Below are 19564 nucleotides of genomic sequence, written 5' to 3'. Positions count from 1 at the left end.
GTGCGCCGGGTACCGGCCGGCGCCCCCGATCCCGCCCCCGCGCGCCTCGCCACCGAGGCAGTGGCGCATCCGGTGCAGCCCGCGCCGGGCGTGGCTCTTGACGGTGCCCAGCGGCAGTCCGGTGCGCTCGGCGATCTGGGCCTGGGTGAGGTCCGCGTAGAAAGCCATGGCCAGCACCTCCCGCTGCGCGTCCGGCAGTTTGGCCAGTTCGCCGGTGACGAGCAGCCGGTCCAGGACGGTCTCCGGGCCCGCCACCGGCTCGCCCGCGGGGGGCAGGGCGGCCCCGGCGGCGGCGACCAGGTGGAGGCGCCGGGTACGGGCCGTGAGCGCGTCGGCGGTCTTCCGCCGGGTGATGCCGACCAGCCATCCGGGGAACGGGCCGCGCTCCGGCCGGTAGGTGGCGCGGCCCTGCCAGGCGGCCAGGAACACCTGCTGGCTGACGTCCTCGGCCTCCCTGGAATCGCCCAGGGTGCGGGCCGCCAGGGTGAGGACGAGCCCGCCCCAGCGGCGGTACGCGGCGCTCAGGCACCGCTCGTCGCCGCGTACGAAACCCTCGGCGACCTCGTGGTCGAGGAGCCGCTCCCGGGACGCGGACCCGGGGAACGGCCGGGCGGTGACACTCTGTGCGGTCATGGCGACTGCTCCTCGGGGCCGGGACCGGTTCCCGTCCAGATTCCGACCCACCCGCGCATCGATTCCACTCGCATCGATTGTGCGTCGCATGATGGATCCATGAACGAGCCCGCACAGCCCGCGGGGCGCGGCGACCCCGCAGACCCCACCGACCCCGCGCACGGCGTCACCACCGGGGCCGTGGCGCGCCGGCTGGGGGTCGCCCCCACGACCCTGCGCTCCTGGGACCGGCGGTACGGCATCGGGCCGGCCGCCCGCGAGGACGGCAGACACCGGCGGTGGACCCCCGGGGACATCGCCGTCCTGCAGGAGATGTGCCGCCTGACCGCGTCGGGGGTGCCGCCCTCGGAGGCCGCGCGCGCCGCCCGCGCGGGGTCGGTGGCGGCCGCGCCCCCGGCGGCCCCCTCCCCCGCACCCGCCCGTCAGCCCGGCTCGGGGAACGGCCTGCCGCTCGGCGATGTGCGCCAGGAGTGCCGGGGGCTGGGCCGGGCCGCCGTCCGCCTCGATTCCCCGACCATGGACGAGATGCTCGGCTCCCTGATCGGCGAGTACGGCCTGGTCACCACCTGGGAGGAGGTGATGGTGCCGACCCTGCACGCCGTCGGGCGCAAGTGGGAGACCTCGGGTGACCAGTACGTCGAGGTCGAGCACCTGCTCTCCTGGCACGTCTCCACCGCGCTGCGCCGCGTGAGCATCGGGGCGCTGTCCGGGCCCCGGGCGAGCGCTCCCCCGATCCTGCTGGCGTGCGTACCGGGCGAGCAGCACACGCTCCCGCTGGAGGCGCTCGCCGCCGGTCTCGCCGAACTGGGCCTACCCGCCCGGATGTTCGGGGCGGCCGTGCCGCCCGAGGCGCTCGACCAGGCCGTACGCCGGACCGGGCCCGCCGCGGTCGTGCTGTGGGCCCAGGCCCGCTCCACCGCGCACCACGCCCTGGCCCGGCATGTCGCCGAGACCGCCTGGGGCGTCAAGGGCGCCCGGGCGCGGACCACGGTCCTCCTGGCCGGCCCGGGCTGGGCGGGCCCCGCACCCGCCCCGGGCATGCTGCGCCCCGGCGGGCTGCGGGAGGCCCTGGGCCTGCTGCGCGGACTGTGCGAGGCGGCGACGGCCCCGGCGGGAGGCGGCGGCGCGGCTCCTCAACGCTCCTGACCGGCACGGGTCTGCCCGACCACGTCCAGGATCGCCCGCACGACGAGTCGCGGCTGCTCGACGGCGATGCCGTGGCCGCTGTCGGTGCTGGTGACGTGCCGGGCCCGCAGGTCGTCCGCCAGGCGCCGCTGGGCGGCCAGCCAGGCCGGCCAGGTCGATCCGCCTCCGACCGAGAGGTCCCACGGGTGGTCGGAGGTGAGCACGACGGCGGGCAGGCCGCGTGGCGGGGCCGGCGCCCCGCGCAGCTCCCGTACGGCGGCGGGGTAGTCGGGTCTTTCGAGGCCCTTCCCGGGGTCCGCGGCCCGGATCTTGTCCATCCACGCCGACCACTGGGCCGGTGTCAGGGTGTCCTTCAGGAACGGGGAGGCACCGTCGACGGTCACCACCCCGGCGGTCCGTGCCGGTTCGGCCCGCGCGAACAGCGAGGCGATCATCGCTCCCCACGAGGCACCGACCAGGACGTACGGCGGCTGCTCGCCGGCCGCGGCGAGCGCCGCCCGCAGGTCCCTGACGCCCGCTGCCGCCGAGGTGGGCTGGGTGACCGGCGTCGAGCCGTTGGGCGTACCGTCCAGCCTGGTCGTTCCGGGACGGTCGTATGCGCACACCCGCGTGAACCGGGCGACCTGCGGGAGCACCGCCGACGGATCCGGCTTCAGGCCGGACTCCGGACGCGCGGCGTCCGCGATGTGCGTCCACTCGTCCGACGCACCCCCGGCACCGGACACGAGCACCACCGTCGGGGACCCGGATCCGCGGCAGTCCAGCAGCACGCGGCGGCCGCCGCCGATGCCCACCGGGCGGGCGTCACCGTCGTCCCGGGCCGCCGCCCCCGCGCACAGCGCGAGCGAGACGGCGAGGGTGACAGCGGCGGCGGACGCGCGACGGGCCCGGACCAGGCGTCTTGCGAACACCCGTCCAGTCTGGCACCCGGCGGTGACCGCCGACAGCCGGTGGGATCAGGGGCCGCCCCTGTCACCGGCCGTCCCTGTCACGGGCCGTCCCTGTCACGGGCCGTCCTTGCCGCGGGCCTGCCGGAACCGGGCCAGCCCCTCCGGGAGGCCGACCAGGGGGTCCGGGTAGTCGTACCGGGCCCGTTCCAGGCCGGCCAGCCGCCAGGGCTCGTGGACCGAGGGGCCCGGCAGTCCGGCGAGTTCCGGGACCCAGCGCCGTACGTAGGCGCCGTCGGGGTCGTAGCGCTTGCCCTGGATCACCGGGTTCAGCACCCGGTTGGGGCGGCTGTCGGTGCCGGTACCGGCCACCCACTGCCAGTTGAGCTGGTTGTTGGCCACGTCGCCGTCGACCAGCAGGTCGAGGAAGTGGCGGGCTCCGGCGCGCCAGTCGATGTACAGCGTCTTGGTCAGGAAGGACGCGGCGAGCAGCCGGCCCCGGCCCGGCATCCAGCCCTCGTGGGCGAGTTGCCGCATGGCCGCGTCCACCACGGGGTAGCCGGTGCGACCCTTCTTCCACGCCAGCAGGTCGGCCTCGGCCGCCTTGCCGCGCCGCCAGCGGTCGTCCCGGGTGCGGTAGTCGGAATCGGCGGCGCCGGGGCGGGCCGCGAGGAGCTGGTACTGGAAGTCGCGCCAGCAGAGCTGCCGTACGAAGGCCTCGGCGCCCGCTCCGCCCCGGGACCGCGCCCGGTGCACGGCCTCGGCCGCCGAGACCGCGCCGAAGTGGATGTACGGGGAGAGGCGGGAGGTCGCGTCGCCGGGCAGGTCGTCGTGGCCCTCCTCGTACCGGTCGGCGTACCGCCCCAGCCAGTCCGTGAGCCTCTGCCGGCCCTCCGGCTCGCCCCCGGTGGCCAGGCCCTCCGAGACGGACGGCACCGCGGCGCGGGACGGGAGCGCCTCGGAGCGGATCCCGCCGGGCACCCGGACCTCGCGCGGCGCCGCCAGCGGCTCGCGCAGCCGCTCGCCCGACCAGCGCCTGAAGTACGGGGTGAAGACGGCGAAGTGATCGGATCCGCTGGGCGTCACGGCGCCGGCGGGCAGGGCGGTGACGACGCCGTCGTGGACGTACAGCCGCCGCCCGTCGGCCTCCAGGGCACTGCGCAGCCGCTGCTCTCGGCGCAGGGCGAAGGCGCTGCACCCGGCTGCCATGTGCACCTCGTCGGCGTCGGTCTGCCGTACGACGGAGCACACCTCGGCGACGGGGTCACCCGAGCGCACCACGAGCCGGCCGCCGCGCTCGCGCAGCCCGGAGTCGAGTCCGGTCAGGCAGTCCGCGAGGAAGGCGAGCCGGTTGGGCGCCGCGAAGCCCGCGCGGTCCACGGCCGGGTCCCGGACGAAGAGCGGGACGATCTCGTTCCCCTGCCCCAGCGCGGCGCGCAGCGGCGGATGGTCGTGGACGCGGAGGTCCGAGGTGAACAGGACGACCGGGACGTTCATGGTGCTGCTCCTGGCATCGGGCCACCGGACGGACTCGCAGGTGCCGCGCGGTGGTCGCTGGGCTGGCCTTGACCGTCATTCCGCGCGGGCGGCCGCCGCGGATGCAGCGGGCGGGCCGGATGCGGCGGCGGCGCCGGACGCGGTCGGGCCGCGGTCGTCGCCCGCCTCCGCCGTGCGCGCGATGTTGCGGGCCATGCCCCCGAAGACGACGGCGTGGAAGGGCGAGACGCTCCACCAGTACAGGTGCCCGGCCAGGCCGCGCGGGTGGAAGAGGGCCCGCTGCCGGTACCGGGTGCGGCCCTCCTCGTCCTGCTCGGCGTACATCTCCAGCCAGGCGAGACCGGGCAGCCGCATCTCGGCGCGGAGCCTGAGCAGTCGGCCGCGTTCGATCTCCTCGACCCGCCAGAAGTCCAGGGAGTCGCCGACCCGCAGGTGGGCGGCGTCCCGGCGGCCCCGGCGCAGTCCGACACCCCCGACGAGCCGGTCGAACCAGCCGCGGACGGCCCAGGCCAGCGGGAAGGAGTACCAGCCGTTCTCCCCGCCGATGCCCTCCACGACCCGCCACAGGGCCTGCGGCGAGGCTTCGACGACGCGTTCGCGCTCGTCGGAGTAGAGGCTCCCGCCGGCCCAGTCGGGATCGGTGGGCAGCGGGTCGCTCGGCGCGCCGGGCACGGAGGCGGAGGACCAGCGGGTGACGACCTGGGCGTCGCGGACCTTCTGGAGGGCGTAGGTGAGGGCCGTGTCGAAGTCCAGGGGGGTGCCGGGCGGGTCGGGCACCCAGGTGGCGATGTCGTGCTCGTCGCAGACGACCTCGTACTTGAGGGACTCGGCGAGGGGGCGGGCGATGGCGCGGGGCACCGGGGTGACCAGGCCGACCCAGTGGCTGGACAGCCGCGGGGTGAGGACCGGTACGGGCAGGATGAGCCGCTGGGGCAGCCCGTCGACGCTGGCGTAGCGCTGCATCATGTCGAGGTAGGTCAGGACGTCGGGGCCGCCGATGTCGAAGGCGCGGCTGACCTCGGCGGGCATGCCGGCGCTCCCGACCAGGTAGCGCAGTACGTCGCGGACGGCGATGGGCTGGATCCGGGTGCGAACCCAGCTGGGGGTGACCATCACGGGCAGCCGCTCGGTCAGGTAGCGGAGCATCTCGAAGGAGGCCGACCCGGAGCCGATGATGACGGCGGCGCGGAGCACCGTGGTGGGGACCCCGGAGTCCAGGAGGATGCGCCCGACCTCGGCGCGGGAGCGCAGGTGGGGCGAGAGGTCCCGGTCGGGGACCCCGTCGGGGGTCAGCCCGCCCAGGTAGACGATGCGGCGGACGCCGGCGGCGCGGGCCTGCTCGGCGAAGTTCCGTGCGGCGAGGCGGTCGGTGTGCTCGAAGTCGCGCCCGGTGCCGAGGGCGTGCACGAGGTAGTAGGCGACGTCGACGTCCCGCAGGGCGGGGGCGAGCGACGCCGCGTCGGTGACGTCGCCGCGGACGATCTCCGCCTGCCCGGCCCAGGGGTGGTCGCGCAGCTTCTCCGGGGTGCGGGCGAGGCAGCGCACCCGGTGGCCCGCGGTGATGAGCTCGGGGACGAGCCGGCCGCCGATGTAGCCCGTGGCTCCGGTGACCAGGCACAGCGTGCCCGGGGCCGGGACGGAGTCCGGAGGCGGGGCGGAGTCCGGAGCCGGCGCCGAAGGTCCTTGTGCGTCCGTCATGGAGTTGCTCCGATCGGGTGTCGCGGGCGCTCCCCCGGACTTCTTCCGGGGGCAGCGTCCCGCTGGATGCACGGACCGCCGCCCACGGACCGATCGTGTGGAGCGCGCCTACTTCGGCATGAGGACCGTGTCGACGATGTGGACGGTGGCGTTGGCGGTGGGGATGTCGCCGCAGACCACCTTGGAGGAGTTGTTCACCACGTAGGCGGTGCCCGAGCCCTTGGTGGTGATCATGCCCTTCTGGAGGGTCTGGAAGGAGCCGCTCCCCAGTTGCTCCCGGGTGAGCTTCTCGCCCACGACGTGGTAGGTGAGGATCTTGGTGAGCGTCTCCTTGTCGGCCAGGACCTTGTCCAGGTCTGCCTTCGGGATCTTCGCGAACGCGGCGTCGGTCGGCGCGAACACCGTGATGTTCTGCGCGTTGTTCAGCGTGTCCACCAGGCCGGCCTTCTTCACGGCCGCGACCAGAGTCGACAGCGCCGGGTTGTTCGAGGCGGCGGTGGCGACCGGGTCCATCGCCATGCCGTCGAAGGAACCCGCGCCGCTCTTCGGCACCGAGGCGCACGCCGGCCCGAACGGACCGCCCGCAGCCGCGCCGGTGTCGCCGATCGGCTCGGGTGAGGAGACCGCATCGGGCGCGGCCGCCCCCTCATTGCTCGTACTCTCCTCCGAACAGGCGGACAGTGCCAGCGGAAGCAGCACTGCGGCGGTCACGGCGAGGGCGGCACGGCGAAAGGTCTGAATGCTCATGGTCTCTCCTGCGTCTACGGGAGTCACCCATCGGTGACTCACGCCGCCCATTCGGCACGGGCTCAGGTCCGGATGGCCCCATCACCCGAACGAGTGGCGGCCTGCACAGGCTGCCGAACTTCGTTTCGGGGGCTGCCGGAGGCCGGGTCCGCCGCCGCCAATCCTCATCCCCCTCGGCTCCGAATGAGCTGTGCAACCGAGTACTCCTGGAGGACCTCCCCGGTGAGAGAGAACGTGCGCATAGGCCGGCATCCGTCGGCCGCTCCCGACCTGCCGGAACTGATGGGCCGGGTGGCCCGCGGTGATCAGCAGGCGTTCACGGTCGTGTTCGAGGCCGTGTCGGGCCCCGTCCTCGGCCTCGTACGGTCCGTGCTGCGGGACCCGGCCCAGTCCGAGGAGGTCGCCCAGGAAGTCCTGGTCGAACTCTGGCGGACCGCCGCCCGCTATCAGCCCGCGCGGGGCTCGGTGATGAACTGGGTGCTGACCCTGGCCCACCGGCGGGCCGTCGACCGGGTGCGCTCCGCGCAGGCGTCGACCAACCGCGAGAAGCGGGCGGCGCTGCTGGACCACACCACGGCCTACGACGAGGTGGTGGAACAGGTGGAGACCCGGCTCGAGCGCGAGCAGGTACGGCGCTGTCTGCACGGACTCAGCGAACTCCAGCGCCAGTCGGTCACCCTGGCGTACTACCGGGGCCTGACCCACCGGGAGGTCGCGGAGTTGCTGGCCCTGCCGTTGGGTACGGTGAAGACACGGCTGCGCGACGGGCTCATCCGGCTCCGTGACTGCCTGGGGGTGGGCGTGTGAACGCCGCTGATCTGCACACTTTGACGGGCGCGTACGTGCTCGACGCCCTGGAACCGGCCGAACGGATCGCCGTCGAACGGCATCTCGCCGACTGCCCGTCCTGCGCGCAGGAGGTCCAGGAATTCTCCGAGACCGCCACCCGGCTCGGGCTCGCCGTCGCGGCGCCGCCGAGTGCCGCGCTGCGCGACCAGGTGATGCGCCGGATCGCGACGGTACGCCAGGAACCGCCCCGGGCGGTGAGGGGCGCGCACAGCGCCCGCGTACGGCCCCGCTGGCGGCCGCCGTCGAACTGGGCCCTGGCGGCCTGCCTCGCGGGGGCGGTCGCGCTCGGCGGTGTCGCCGTGGCCCAGTACGAACGGGCCGAGGACGCCCGGCAGCAGGCGCAGCGGGCCCGGATCGCGAACGATGCCGTCGGCGCGGTCCTCGCGGCCGCCGACGCCCGGGTGACCACGGCGCCGCTGCGGGGCGGAGCCGTGGGCACGGTGGTCGTCTCGGCCGCCCGCAACCAGGCGGTCTTCGCGGCCTCCGGCCTGCCGGCGCCGCCCAGCGGGAAGGTGTACCAGCTCTGGTACAACGACGGCGGCGGGCGGATGCGTCCGGCGGGTCTGATGGACCCCGGCACCCCGGCGACGGCCACCCTGCTCGAAGGCCCGGTCGACACGGCGTCGGGGATGGGCGTCACCGTCGAACCGGCCGGCGGTTCGCCGCAGCCGACCTCGGCTCCGGTGGCCCTGCTGGGCTTCCCGTCGGCCTGAGCCGGGTGCCGGTCAGACGCCGGCGGACGCCCGGAAGCGGTTGCGGTACTCCGTCGGCGTCGTGTCCAGCTGTCGGCGGAAGGCACGGACGAGGGTGTCGGTCGTGTTGAAGCCGCAGACGGTCGCGACGCGTTCGAGGGTGTCGTCCGTGGACTCCAGCCGGTTGCGGGCCACTTCGACGCGGGCCGATTCGATGTAGGCGGCCGGGGTCTTCCCCAGTTCCGTCCGGAAGATCCGGGTGAGCTGCCGTTCGCCGACGTGCGCCTGTGCGGCGAGGTCGGCGACGGTCAGCTGTCCGGCGATGTTGCGCGTGATGTAGTGGCGCAGGTCCTCGATGCGCCGGGTGGTCGACACCGGTTCGAGGGGGACGCTGAACTGGCTCTGGCCGCCGGGCCGTTTCAGGTACATCACCAGCTGGCGGGCGACGCGCAGGGCGACGGCCTCGCCGAAGTCCTCGGCGACGAGGGCGAGCGAGAGGTCGAGGCAGGCACTGATTCCGGCGCCGGTCCACACGTCCCCGTCCCGGATGAAGATCGGATCCGCGTCGACCTCGATCGAGGGGTGTTCGTCGGCGAGTTGGCGCGCGGTCGACCAGTGCGTGGTGGCCCTCCTGCCGTCGAGCAGCCCGGCGTCCGCGAGGATGTGCGCGCCGACGCAGACGGATGCGACGCGCCGGGACGTGGCGGCGAGGGTCCGCACCCGGTCGACCACGGCGGGGTCCGCGAGGGCGCGGACCCGGCCCCGGTCGTCGGCCTCGACCGATCCGGGCACGAGCAGGGTGTCGATGCTCCGCCCCGCCACCTCCCGGAAGGTGGTGTCCGGCAGGATCCGGACCCCGGCGGAGGTGGTGACGGGGTCCGTGGTCTCGGCGGCCAGGGCCACCCGGTAGCCCGACGCCTCGCCCAGTTCCCGCCGCAGCAGGGCGAACACCTCCGGCGGTCCGGTGACGTCCAGCAGGTCGACGCCGTCGAAGAGGACGACGACGATGAACCGTCCGACGGTGCTCAAGGGGTCTCCGATCGGTGCGACGACGGCATTGTCGGGACCCACCGTATGTCGGTTTCTGCGGGTTGGATGACATTGCCGACATCCAGGGTCGGTCCCTAGCGTGGAGAGCACGGCCGCCGGTCCGCGGCCGGCATCTCCCGACGTGACACCCCAGGAGGGTATTCCCATGTCCAAGACGACCCTGCGCGAGCTGAGCGGCTTCGATCAGAGCCCGGCGTCGCCGGCCGAGGCGACGCTGATCCTGATCGACTACCAGAACACCTACACCCGGGGCGTGATGGAGCTGACGGGGTGGGAGGCCGCCCTCGGGGCCGGCGCCGCGCTGCTGGCCCGGGCCCGTGAGGCCGGGGCGAAGGTCATCCATGTGATCAACGACGGCGGCGAGGGAGGCCCGTACGACATCCGGGCCGAGATCGGCCGGATCCACCCCCGGGTGGCTCCGGCCGAGGGTGAGACCGTGGTCGTCAAGACGGTCCCCAACGCGTTCGTCGGGACCGACCTGGGCGACCACGTCGACGCCGCCGGCCACAAGGACGTGATCGTCGCCGGCTTCATGACCCACATGTGCGTGACCTTCTCCGCGGAGGGCGCTTTCCTGCGGGGCAACCGGCCCACGGTCGTCGCGGACGCCTGCGCGACGCGTCCGCTGCGGACGGCGGTCGCCGAGGTGTCCGCCGAGCAGCTCCACCGGGCCGCGCTCGCGACGATCGCCGATCTCTACGGAGTCGTCGTCCCGTCCGTCTCCTCGCTGGGCTGAGGCTACGTCCGGCCCGCCGTCGCCACGAGGCGCCGCAGCGCGGCCTGGGCGGGCGGGCCCCAGGTGGGCTTGCCTCCCGGCCTGCCACGGACGCCGGCCTCGCCGATGAGGATGCCGCCGAGGGCTCGCAGCACCGCCCAGCCGCGGGCACGGCGCAGGGTCGCCTCGTCCGGGGCCGGCCGGTAGGCGGCGTGGAAGCGGTCGGCCGCGCCGTCCGGCAGCAGTATCCAGGGGGCGGCGAGGTCGCAGGCCGGATCGCCCGCGCAGAGGTCACCGAAGTCGATCACGCCGCAGAAGGTGCCGTCCGCGGTGAGGACGTTGGCCGGGTGCAGGTCGCCGTGGAGCCAGAGCGGCGGGCCCGCCCAGACGGGCGCGCTCACGGCGTCCTCCCAGACCGCGCGGACGGCATCGGGGTCGGGGATCAGACCCATGCGGGTGGCCGAGGCGAGCCCGTCGGCGAACCCCTCGGCGCTTCCCTCCAGCGGCCCCGCGCGGCCGTGGGCACCGACGGGTGCCCCCTCGGGAGCGGGCCGGTGAAGGGCGGTCAGGAAGGCGGCCAGGGCGTCGGCCGAGTCCGGCCCGTTCGTGACGGGGGCGCGGTCGGCGGGCTCGCCGGGCACCCAGGTGGTGACGATCCAGGGGCGCGGAAACCGCTCGGTGGGCTCGCCGATGCGCTGCGGGACGGGAACGGGCAGCGGCAGGGCCGGGGCGAGGGCGGGCAGCCAGGCGTGCTCCTTGCGCAGCAGCGCGTCGGCGGACTGCGTCGCCCAGGGCAGCCGGACGGCGAGGTCGTCCCCGAGCCGCCATAACTGGTTGTCCCAGCCACGGGCGCCGAACCGCACGGGGCGGTCCGCCAGGTCGGGGTGCTGGTCGCGTAACAGGTCCCGGACCAGCTCCGCGGTGACCTCTATCTCATGGTGCGTCATGCGGACCAACCCTAGGGGGTCCTGCCGCGGCCGCCTCCACGCACCCGCCGGGCCTCAGAGCTCCTCGCCGAGCGGTAGCCGGTGGATACCCGGCAGGTACTCGTCGAGCTCCCCCGGGGTGAACCGGGACATGCCGACCACGTGCCAGAACTCGCCGGCCACGTCGCCCTCGTACTTGTACCCGCCGGCCGGTGTCAGCGCCGCCCAGCCGCCCGCCATGCCCATCAGCGTCGCGCGCAGGGACGCCGGTTCCCCGTTCGCCGGGACGTTCCAGAGCCGTACGGTGCCGTCCTCGGCACCGCTCGCCAGGGTCGTGCCGTCCGGGGCGAAGGCGAGCGAGAGCACGCGGCCGGTGTGCCCGACGAGGTCGGTGAGATGCTCGCCCGTCGCGGCGTCCCACAGGCCCACGGCCCGGTCGTCGCCGCCGGTGGCCAGCAGCGGACGGCTCGGGTGGGCGGCGACCGCCCACAGCCTGCCGCCGCGTCCGCGCAGGCGCAGATCCTCCCGCCCCTCCCTCCGGACGATGGCCGTGCCGTCCCAGCTCGCGCTGGCGAGCCAGGCGCCCCCCGGGCCGAACGCGACGCCGTAGACCCGGTCGGCATGACCGCCGAGCTGCTCCAGGAGGTCGCCGCTCCTGGCGTCCCACACCCGTACGAAACTGTCGTCGCAGCCGGTGGCCAGTACGTCGGCGTCCGAGCGGAAGGCGATCGAGCGGACCCGGCCCCGGTGCTCGGTCAGCGTCGACACGGGGGAACCCGTGGGGCGGAACCAGACGCGGACGGAATCGTCGTCGTTGGCGGTGGCGAGGAGGGTCCCGGCGGCGTTGAAGGCCTCCGCCCAGACGTGTTCGGTCTCGGCGTCGAGCTCCCTCAGGTACTCGCCGCCCACCGGGTCCCAGAGGTACATGTCGCCGTCGTTGCTGGCCGTGGCGAGGACGGCTTCGACAGGGCTGAAGGCCGCCGAGACCAGCCGGTCGCCGCGCCCGGTGAGCTCCTCCGTACGCCGGCCCGTGCGCGTCTCCCACAGCCGGACGACCCCGTCGTTGCCGGCCGTCGCCAGCTGTGTGCCGTCCGCGCTGAAGGCGACCCCGCTGATCCGCCGGCCGTGGCCGCGCAGGATGCGCTTGCCCTGGCCGGTGGCCGCGTCCCAGATCTGCGCGCCGCCGTCGTTGCCGACGGTGAGCAGCTGGCTGTCGCCGGGCCGGAAGGCGCACGCCCAGGCGGTACCGCGGTGCTCGGTCGGCTGCTGGGGGTGGAGGGCGACCGTGTAGCCGTGGGGGCGGCCGGTGACCGTCCAGAGCCGGACGGCGCCGTTGCTGTCGCAGGCGGCCAGGAGCTTCCCGTGGTCGCCGAAGAGCACCTGGTAGACGGCCCCGGTGCCCCGTTCGAGGATGCCGGCGGGGGTGCCGACCACCGGGTCCCAGAGCCGCACCTGGCCGTCGGTGTCGCCGCTGGCGAGGAGGTTGCCGTCGGGGTGGAAGTCCAGGACGTACACCCGGCCGGTGTGGCCGGTGAACTCGTGCAGCAGCCGCGCGTCGGCCGTCCGCCAGATCCGCACGGTGCCGCCCTGCCCGCCCCCGCCCCGGTCGGCGGTGGCGAAAATGGTCCCGTCGGGGCTGAACCGGGCGCGGTAGACGGCCCCTTGATGGCCGTCGATCTCCCGGACGCAGTGCCCGGTGCTCAGGTCCCACAGCCGTACCTTCGCGCTCGCGTCGCCCGTGAGCAGCAGGCCGTCCGGTCCGTAGACGGCGGTGTAGACGGGCGCGGTGTGACCCGGCATCCGGTGCAGGGGTTCGCCGGTGGCCACGTCCCAGACGGTGACCAGGCCCTCGCGGTCGCCCGTGGCGAGCAGGGTGCCGTCCGCGTCGAAGGAGACCGGCCACACCCCGTCGGGGTGGACCCTCAGGTGGTGCCGGCATGCCCCGGTCACCGGGTCCCAGAGCCGCACCGCGCCGTCGGAGCCACCGGTGGCGATGACGTCCGGCCGGAACTTCACGGCGTACACGCGCCCTTCGTGCCCCTGCAGGGTGCGCACGGCCCGGCCGTCGTCGGCTCCGCAGACCAGGATGGAGCCGTCCTCGCTGCCGACCGCGAGGAGTTCGCCGTCGCTGCTGTAGGCGATGGGTTCGGGGAGGCGGCTGGTGCGCATGCCGAATCCGTACGGGACGCCGACGGCGGAGGGCCGGAACCCGGCGTCCACGGGCATCCCGGGGGCGATCGCGGCGCTGCCGAGCTCGGGGGCCGACCGGACCCCGTCGTCCATCGTCACGTCGATCAGCGCGGCCCGGTTCCAGCGGCTGCCGGTCAGCAGGACGCCGCGCAGATCGGTCCGGGTCAGCCGGGCCCGGCTGAGGTTCGCTCCGGTCAGGTCGGCCCGGCTCAGGTCGGCCCGGTCGAGGCGGGCACCGGTCAGCCGGGTGCCCCGCAGCAGAGCGCCGGACAGGTTGGCGCCGATCAGCCGGGCGTCCGTGAGGTCCGCGTCGCTGAGGTCGACCCCGGAGAAGTCGCGGTGCGACAGGTCCTCGCCGGCCAGCCGGGCGCCGCGCAGGTCGGCGTTGGCCGGTACCCGCAGCCGGTCCGAGATCCGGACGGCGTTGGCGCGGCCGGCCTCTCCGGCGGCGCGCCCCGGGGAGTCGAGGACGTCGCGCACCCAGCGGGCGCACTGCTCGTGGTCGGCGAGGTCGCAGAAGAACTCGACGGCGAGCTGGCTGAACGGGCGCGCGAGGAGCAGGGTGTGCTGTCCGCGGGCGAGCTGGCGGGCGGCCTCCCGTGCCACCAGCCATTCGACGACGGAACCGTGGATGAACTGGAAGACCCCGTCGTCGCTGCGGACCAGCAGGCTGCCCGCGCCGACCGCCTGGGCGCGCTCGGAGGAGGTGAGCGGGGACTCGGTGAGTTCGCTGAGGGTGTCGGCCACGGTCTCGGTGAGCTCGTCGAGCCGCAGGGCGCTGCGGCCGCTCTCCCACAGCCGCCAGGCCAGCGCGGTGACCGCGGCCCACAGCTGCGCGATGGTGAGCCCGGGCGGCGCGCCCGGCCCGCCCTGGCCGCGCCGTTCCTCGTGGTCGAGCCAGGAGGTGAACACGTCCTCGTACAGCCGGGCGGGGCTGAGCGCCCGGCCGGCTCCGGCGACCGCGCGCAGCTGGTCCTGGCTCAGATCGGCGACGAAGGAGAGCAGCCGGGGGTTGCGGCAGAGCATCAGCAGGTCGGGGATGTTGTGCAGGAGCTGGTAGCGGCGGTCGGCGGCGCGCTCGTCGCCGTAGCTGCGTACGAGGTAGGCGCGGATCTGGGCCGGGGTGAAGCCCTCGACGGCCAGGATCCTGCGCTGCGGGAGCAGGCCGACGCGCTCCCCGAGCGCGGTGAGGACCTGGGCGTGCGACTTGAAGTGCTGGGTGCGGCTGCTGACGACGATCTTGGCGTGGTCGACGGCCGCGTCGAGGAGGACCTGGAGGTGGTCGGCTGCCCGGTCGTAGCTGACCCGGTTGACCAGTTCGTCGAAGCCGTCGAAGAGCAGGACGACCCGGCCCTGGGCGAGCATGTAGCGCAGGGCCCGCAGGTCGATGGTGTCGACGTCGTGGCCGGCCAGGTGGGCGGCGACCAGGCCTTCGAGGCTGTGCGCCCGGTCGAGGGAGTTCAGGGGGATCAGCAACGGCGTCAGGTGCGGGAGCTGTTCGGAGATGCGGCGGGCGAGCTCGCGCAGCGCGAAGGTCTTTCCGTGTCCGAAGTCGCCGAGGAGCAGCACGAACCGGCCCTGGTCCGACTCCAGGAGTTCCAGCAGCTCCTCGACGAGTCCGTCGCGTTCCTGGTCGGACCGGCCCTGGCCGTCGGAGCGGTCGGCGTCGCGGTAGCGCTGCGGGAGGTAGAGGCCGGGGGCGTACTGTTCGCTGCTGCTGAGCCGGGCCGTCTGCGCGGCGACGTAGCCCCGGAGGTCGAGCAGGCCCTGGAACTCGATGAAGCTGCGGACCCGGACCCGGACGCCGTGGGCGGCGGCCCTGCGGCGCAGCCCGCCGGCCGGGGCGTCGCCCGCGTACACCAGGACGGCCTCGGATCCGGTGTCGGTCGCGTGCACCTGGGCGACGAAACGGTCGAGTTCCTCCTCGGTGGGGCTCCCGGGGTGGACGGCTATGCGCTGCTGCCGGACGACGCCGTCCTCGTGCTCCTGCCAGGTGGCCATGATCTGCGCCATGTCGCCCGGTTCGCGGCGCGGGACGTCGCGCAGCCGTACGCCCTCCCGGCGCACCCGGCAGATCTCCTTGACGCGCTCGGCGAGCGAGGCGGCCGGGTCGTCCAGGGGGGCCCGGCCGGCGGCCGGCTCGACGTCGATGACGGAGGGGAGTTCCGGTACGGGGAAGACCCGGCGGGTCTGCCGCCATGCGGCGGGGAAGGTCGCGGGCTCGGAGGTGATCCGGTCGTCCCAGCGGGTCACGCCCTCCGCGCTGACCTGGAGCAGCTGGAACCTGGCGGGGGCCGCGGAGCCGAACAGGGGCAGCTCACCGGCCGCCCCGGAGGCCCCGGAGGCCCCGGCGAGCTGGGTGCGGCTGGGGGCCGAGCTGGTGGTGCGGGGGCCGCCCGTCGGCCCGTGCAGCAGCAGGTGCAGCCGCGGGGCGGCCAGCCGGGCGAAGGTGTCGCCGTCCCGGAGCCCGCCGGGGCCGCCGACGGCGTCGCCGGGGCGGCGGCCGTCGGTGAGCGGGTGGCGGAGCGCGCCGATGCGCAGCCAGCCCTCCTCCTCGTACCGGCGCATGGCTTCGGCGAACCAGGCGGCCTGGTCGCGGCCGATGAAGCCGTACTGCTCCTCGGGGCGGTGGCTGTAGGCCATGGAGGAGTTGAATCCGGCGACGACGGTGCTCAGTTCGGGCACCGGGAAGAGGGTCCAGGGCTGGTCGCTGTCGAACACGGTGTCCAGGCCGTGGTAGAGGCTGCGGAACAGCCGGGTGTAGTGGCGCCATTTGGGCCAGTACGGCGGCTGCGGTGCCACCTCGTCGGCCTCGCAGGTGTGGAAGTAGGCCTGGGAGGCGGCCTGGTTCACGTCCTGCGCGCCCGGTACGACCATCACCCGCTGGGGCGACAGGTCGAGCTGGGACCGCAGGGCGGTGAGGAAGCTGAGGGCCTGGTCGCATTCGCGCGGGCTGCCGGACGCGGTGAGGTCGCCGGTGACCACCATCAGGTCGGGTGCGGGTGCCCCCGCGTCCCTGAGCATGATGAGGTCGCCGCGGATCTGCCGGCTGAGGGAGTCGGGTTCGCGGCCGCGCCCGAAGTCGGGCCCGGCCAGGTGCAGGACGGTCACGGCGTCCTGGGCGCTGCCGCCGGCCGCGGCGGCCTGCGGGTAGAGCGGCGCCCTGGCGGGCCGCCGGCGCCCCGACCAGCCGGGTCCGGCGAGCGCGCTGGGCTGCGGCTGACCCGGATTGGGCTGCTCCGGGTGCCGGACGGGGCCCGGTCCGCTCCCCGGATAGCCGGGACGGCGGCCCGGGCGGGCATGGCCGTCGACGGCCTGTCCGACCCGGTTCAGCAGCAGGGAGCGGGCCGCGTCGATGTCCGCCACGCCGACGAGGTCGACGTAGGTGATCGTGGCGAGGAGTCCCTCGATCGGGATCTCGTCCACCCGGACGGTCAGCAGCCTCCGTTCGGGCGACTCGGGCGAGGCCCGGAGCGCGGCCTGCCATTCCATGCGACCGTAGGTGGAACGCTCGTAGTGGCGTGACAGTACGGCGATGACCGCCAGGGACTCGCTGACGCCCCGGTCCATGAAGTCTATGAAGTTGGTTCCCGGTACGAAGTCCCAGGCCTGCACCACGGTGCGGTAGCCGGCCTCCTCCAGGGTCCAGGCGATCCACGCGGCCCACCGCTCGTCGGCCGGGGAGTAACTGATGAAGAAGTCGAACTCTCTTGCGGGAGCACCGAATTGCCCGTCCGTCATCATGCGTCCATCGTAGGGCCGTGCCCCCGTCCGCAGGTTTGTCCCGTCAAGGACGAGGTGATCTCCTCCGGGGCGCCGGACACCCCGAACGGCCGGCCGTGTCCGATTCTGTCCGCCCCGTCTGATGCCGGGGCGTGTGTATGTGCGAACCTGTTCGCCGTGTCCCTCCTCAGGCGTCTGCATCCACTGGACTGGCTGGCCGGCGGCCTGCTCGCACTCGGTGCGCTGTGCGTCGCCACGGGCCTGCTGCCCACCGGACCCGCCTCGGACGTGCTGGAGCGCATCGGTCCGCTGGTGGTGTTCCTGGCGTCCGTCATCGTGCTCGCCGAGCTGACCGGCAAGGCGGAGGTCTTCGACGTCGTCGCCACCTGGGTGGCTCGGGCGGGACGGGGCAGGTACCCCCTTCTCTTCTGTCTCTGCGTGCTGTTCGCGTCCGTCACCACCATCACCCTCAACCTGGACACGACGGCGGTCCTGCTGACCCCCGTGATGCTGGCGCTGGCGACCCGGGTCGGTATTGCGCCCCTACCGCTGGCGATGACCACGGTGTGGCTGGCGAACACGGCCAGCCTGCTGCTTCCCGTGTCGAACCTGACGAACCTGCTGGCCGCGGACCGCATCGCCCTGACCCCGTCGGAGATGGCCGCCACCCTGTGGGCGCCGCAGTTGGCCGCGATCGCGGTCACGATGGCCTGCCTGTGGGGCTTCTACTGGCGCCCGGGGCGCCGCGGCGAGACCCGCTACACCCCGCCGCCCCTGCCGCGCCCCGCGGACCGGGTCCTGTTCCGGGTGAGCGCGGTGGCCTGCGCCGGATTCCTGCTGGCGATCCTGCTCGCCGACGTGCCGCTGTGGTCGGCTTCGACGGCGGCCGCGCTGGTCGTGGTCGTGGCCTTCCTGGTGCGCAGCCGGGAGACGCTGCGCCTGTCCCTGATCCCCTGGCGGCTCCTCGTCCTGGTCCCGGGCATGTTCCTGGTCGTGGAGACGGTCAACGCCCACGGACTGCACGACGTCCTCGCGACGGCGATGGGGTCCGACAACGGCGTCGTCGGCATGCTGAGGTCGGCGGCGGTCGGTGCGGGCTTCTCGAACGTGCTGAACAACCTCCCGGCCTACCTCGCGGGCGAGGCGGCCGTTCCGGTGGCCCATCACGAGCAGCTGCTCGCCCTGCTCATCGGCGTCAACGTGGGCCCGGTCATCACGCCGTGGGCCTCGCTGGCCACCCTGCTGTGGTTCGAGCGGTGCCGCTGGCACGGTACGCGGATCGGCCTGGGCCGCTTCCTCGGTACGGGGTTCGTGCTGGCGGTGGCGGGCACACTCGCGGCGACACTGGCGCTGGCGGCGACCACCTAGGAGACGTCGGGGGCTACGGCCCCCACCTCCCCCAGCAGGTACGCGAGGGTCTCGCCGCGCGCCGCAACGAAGCTGCGCCCGGTGTCGGCCCCGGAGAAGCCGGGTCTGAACGCCTCCCCGGACAGCGTGCGCAGCTCCACCCCGGCCTCGGCCGCGAGGAGCGCCCCGGTCGGCAGGTCCACGCCCTCGGCGCGGTAGCCGACGAAGGCGTCGATGGTGCCGCGCGCCAGCAGGCTCCAGCCGAGCAGCGGCGCCCACAGCTGCAGGACGCGCCGGCAGCGCAGCTCCAGCACGCCGCGCAGGGCCACCGCCGCCGCGTCGCCCCGCTGCACGGCGTACCCCTGGGTCCAGGCGACGAGCGGGCCGGGGCGCGGCAGGGTGAGGCCGGGGCCGGGCAGCGCACCGGACGGCCCGTGGGCTCCGTACCCCCTGACCGCGTGCCAGGTCTCCCCGGTCACCGGCTCGTGCACCACTCCCATCACCGGGGCGCCTCCCAGGCACAGCCCGATCCCCACCGCGTAGGTGGGCAGCCCGATCACGACGTTGTTGCTGCCGTCCAAGGGGTCGACGAGCCAGGTGCGTTCGCCCGCCGCGTCGAGGAGCCCGGCCTCCTCGGAGAGGATCCGGTCGTGCGGGAAGTGGCGCCGTATCCGGCTGAGCACGACCTCCTCGGCGGCGAGGTCGAGGTCCACCTGGACGTCTCCGGCCCCGCCTTTCGTACGCACGCACCGCGCCGTGCCGAATCGCCTGCGCAGCAGGCCGCCCGCCTCCTCCGCCGCGGCGACGGCCACCTGCCTCTCACGGTCGAAATCAGGCCCGCTGCTGGGCATCGATCCTCCTGAGGACGGTGTGGACGCTGCGCACGGTCTGCGCGGTGTCGCACAGCCGGCGGGTGGTGCGGCGGGGTCGGCCGTCGAGCGGGCCCAGCGAGCGGTCGAGCTGCCCGGGGACCGACAGGCCGTGCACGAGCGTGGCCGCGGGCTCCACTCCCTCCAGCGCGGTGGCGTGGAACTCGCCCGCCGGCAGGGTGTACGTCTCCCCGCCCGAGCTGATGTGGGCGGGGCCGGGCTCGCTCCGTACCAGGACGGAGGTCGGCCGGATCTCGTCCACGCCGTCGCTCCCGCTGAACACCTCGAAGACCCGGTGGGTGGCGCCCTCCTCGCCGTCCCGCACCACGCTCGTGCGTACGGGCAGGTTGGCGACCCGCCCGAACAGCACGCGGCTGCGCAGTTCCCAGCTGTGGGCGTGCATCGGTGACGCGTCCGGATCGGCACGGTTGCCGATCTCGAAGAGATGCACACAGATTCCGCGCGGCCCCTCTCTCAGCAGCGGCAGGCAGAGGAATCCGAGCGGATGACGGACTGCATGTAACTCCCGGGTCCCGGAGGCGATTTCCTCCAGGGTGACGAGAGTGCTTTCGAGGTCGCGGTCCATGGGCACGCG

The 19564-nt window shown here is 74.3% G+C and carries 14 protein-coding genes and 1 pseudogene; 5 read left to right on the top strand and 10 right to left on the bottom strand.

Translation table 11 applies throughout. From position 1 onward, the window contains the following. Positions 1-54: 54 nt before the first annotated feature. Positions 55-633, bottom strand: a pseudogene (locus Sspor_RS35105) (sigma-70 family RNA polymerase sigma factor); the annotation flags it as partial. A gap of 99 nt (positions 634-732) precedes the next feature. On the opposite strand from Sspor_RS35105, the gene Sspor_RS35100 reads away from it, so the two are divergent. Beyond that, positions 733-1779, top strand: a complete 1047-nt coding sequence (locus Sspor_RS35100; RefSeq protein WP_202202696.1) for a MerR family transcriptional regulator — start codon at positions 733-735, stop codon at positions 1777-1779. On the opposite strand, the gene Sspor_RS35095 is transcribed toward Sspor_RS35100, so the two are convergent. The 4 genes from Sspor_RS35095 to Sspor_RS35080 form a co-directional block, all read right to left on the bottom strand. After that, complete coding sequence (locus Sspor_RS35095) at positions 1767-2690, bottom strand: alpha/beta fold hydrolase (protein WP_202202695.1); 924 nt, start codon at positions 2688-2690, stop codon at positions 1767-1769. The two genes, Sspor_RS35100 and Sspor_RS35095, sit on opposite strands and share 13 nt — an antisense overlap. Before the next feature lie 93 nt (positions 2691-2783). Then, positions 2784-4163: a cryptochrome/photolyase family protein gene (locus Sspor_RS35090; protein ID WP_202202694.1), complete on the bottom strand. Its 1380-nt coding sequence runs from the start codon at positions 4161-4163 to the stop codon at positions 2784-2786. Positions 4164-4238: 75 nt separating this feature from the next. Next, positions 4239-5861, bottom strand: coding sequence for an SDR family oxidoreductase (locus tag Sspor_RS35085; RefSeq protein ID WP_202202693.1), 1623 nt, complete (start codon positions 5859-5861; stop codon positions 4239-4241). A 108-nt stretch (positions 5862-5969) separates the two neighbouring features. Beyond that, a complete protein-coding gene (locus Sspor_RS35080) occupies positions 5970-6608 on the bottom strand; it encodes a fasciclin domain-containing protein (RefSeq protein WP_202202692.1) in 639 nt (212 codons plus the stop codon). A 222-nt stretch (positions 6609-6830) separates the two neighbouring features. Here Sspor_RS35080 and Sspor_RS35075 point away from each other — a divergent pair, with 222 nt between their 5' ends. Both Sspor_RS35075 and Sspor_RS35070 read left to right on the top strand, forming a co-directional pair. Further along, positions 6831-7415, top strand: a complete 585-nt coding sequence (locus Sspor_RS35075) for a sigma-70 family RNA polymerase sigma factor (protein WP_266818077.1) — start codon at positions 6831-6833, stop codon at positions 7413-7415. Then, on the top strand, positions 7412-8170 hold the full coding sequence (locus Sspor_RS35070; RefSeq protein ID WP_202202690.1) for an anti-sigma factor: 759 nt from the start codon (positions 7412-7414) through the stop codon (positions 8168-8170). The genes Sspor_RS35075 and Sspor_RS35070 overlap by 4 nt, the downstream gene beginning before the upstream one ends. Before the next feature lie 12 nt (positions 8171-8182). Here the strand turns inward: Sspor_RS35070 and Sspor_RS35065 are convergent, their stop codons facing one another. Then, entirely contained in the window at positions 8183-9178 is a 996-nt protein-coding gene (locus tag Sspor_RS35065; protein WP_202202689.1) for a GlxA family transcriptional regulator, read from the bottom strand. Between the two features lie 166 nt (positions 9179-9344). Here Sspor_RS35065 and Sspor_RS35060 point away from each other — a divergent pair, with 166 nt between their 5' ends. Next, the gene (locus Sspor_RS35060) at positions 9345-9935 is read left to right on the top strand and encodes an isochorismatase family protein (RefSeq protein WP_202202688.1); all 591 of its coding nucleotides are present in this window, start codon (positions 9345-9347) and stop codon (positions 9933-9935) included. Between the two features lie 2 nt (positions 9936-9937). On the opposite strand, the gene Sspor_RS35055 is transcribed toward Sspor_RS35060, so the two are convergent. Together Sspor_RS35055 and Sspor_RS35050 are read right to left on the bottom strand one after the other, a co-directional pair. Beyond that, positions 9938-10861, bottom strand: a complete 924-nt coding sequence (locus Sspor_RS35055) for an aminoglycoside phosphotransferase family protein (RefSeq protein WP_202202687.1) — start codon at positions 10859-10861, stop codon at positions 9938-9940. 54 nt (positions 10862-10915) lie between these two features. Next, a complete protein-coding gene (locus Sspor_RS35050) occupies positions 10916-16771 on the bottom strand; it encodes a WD40 domain-containing protein (protein ID WP_372499806.1) in 5856 nt (1951 codons plus the stop codon). Positions 16772-16930: 159 nt separating this feature from the next. On the opposite strand from Sspor_RS35050, the gene Sspor_RS35045 reads away from it, so the two are divergent. After that, the gene (locus tag Sspor_RS35045; RefSeq protein ID WP_237404162.1) at positions 16931-18121 is read left to right on the top strand and encodes an SLC13 family permease; all 1191 of its coding nucleotides are present in this window, start codon (positions 16931-16933) and stop codon (positions 18119-18121) included. Here Sspor_RS35045 and Sspor_RS35040 read toward each other — a convergent pair. Together Sspor_RS35040 and Sspor_RS35035 are read right to left on the bottom strand one after the other, a co-directional pair. Continuing rightward, positions 18118-18951, bottom strand: coding sequence for an inositol monophosphatase family protein (locus Sspor_RS35040; RefSeq protein WP_202202685.1), 834 nt, complete (start codon positions 18949-18951; stop codon positions 18118-18120). The genes Sspor_RS35045 and Sspor_RS35040 overlap by 4 nt on opposite strands. Then, positions 18932-19555, bottom strand: coding sequence for a hypothetical protein (locus tag Sspor_RS35035; RefSeq protein ID WP_237404428.1), 624 nt, complete (start codon positions 19553-19555; stop codon positions 18932-18934). Before Sspor_RS35035 ends, Sspor_RS35040 begins: the two co-directional genes overlap by 20 nt. Positions 19556-19564: the final 9 nt, after the last annotated feature.

The organism is Streptomyces spororaveus, from assembly GCF_016755875.1.
GTDB lineage: Bacteria > Actinomycetota > Actinomycetes > Streptomycetales > Streptomycetaceae > Streptomyces > Streptomyces spororaveus.
Note: the sequence above shows the minus strand (reverse complement) of the source record. Positions and strands in the feature narration are given on the sequence as shown.

Bases quoted from the DNA above. Each gene is read 5' to 3' on its own strand.
- Sspor_RS35100 (WP_202202696.1), top strand. From the start codon at position 733: ATGAACGAGCCCGCACAGCCCGCGGGGCGCGGCGACCCCGCAGACCCC.
- Sspor_RS35090 (WP_202202694.1), bottom strand. From the start codon at position 4,163: ATGAACGTCCCGGTCGTCCTGTTCACCTCGGACCTCCGCGTCCACGAC.
- Sspor_RS35085 (WP_202202693.1), bottom strand. From the start codon at position 5,861: ATGACGGACGCACAAGGACCTTCGGCGCCGGCTCCGGACTCCGCCCCG.
- Sspor_RS35080 (WP_202202692.1), bottom strand. From the start codon at position 6,608: ATGAGCATTCAGACCTTTCGCCGTGCCGCCCTCGCCGTGACCGCCGCA.
- Sspor_RS35060 (WP_202202688.1), top strand. From the start codon at position 9,345: ATGTCCAAGACGACCCTGCGCGAGCTGAGCGGCTTCGATCAGAGCCCG.
- Sspor_RS35055 (WP_202202687.1), bottom strand. From the start codon at position 10,861: ATGACGCACCATGAGATAGAGGTCACCGCGGAGCTGGTCCGGGACCTG.
- Sspor_RS35050 (WP_372499806.1), bottom strand. From the start codon at position 16,771: ATGACGGACGGGCAATTCGGTGCTCCCGCAAGAGAGTTCGACTTCTTC.
- Sspor_RS35040 (WP_202202685.1), bottom strand. From the start codon at position 18,951: ATGCCCAGCAGCGGGCCTGATTTCGACCGTGAGAGGCAGGTGGCCGTC.
- Sspor_RS35035 (WP_237404428.1), bottom strand. From the start codon at position 19,555: ATGGACCGCGACCTCGAAAGCACTCTCGTCACCCTGGAGGAAATCGCC.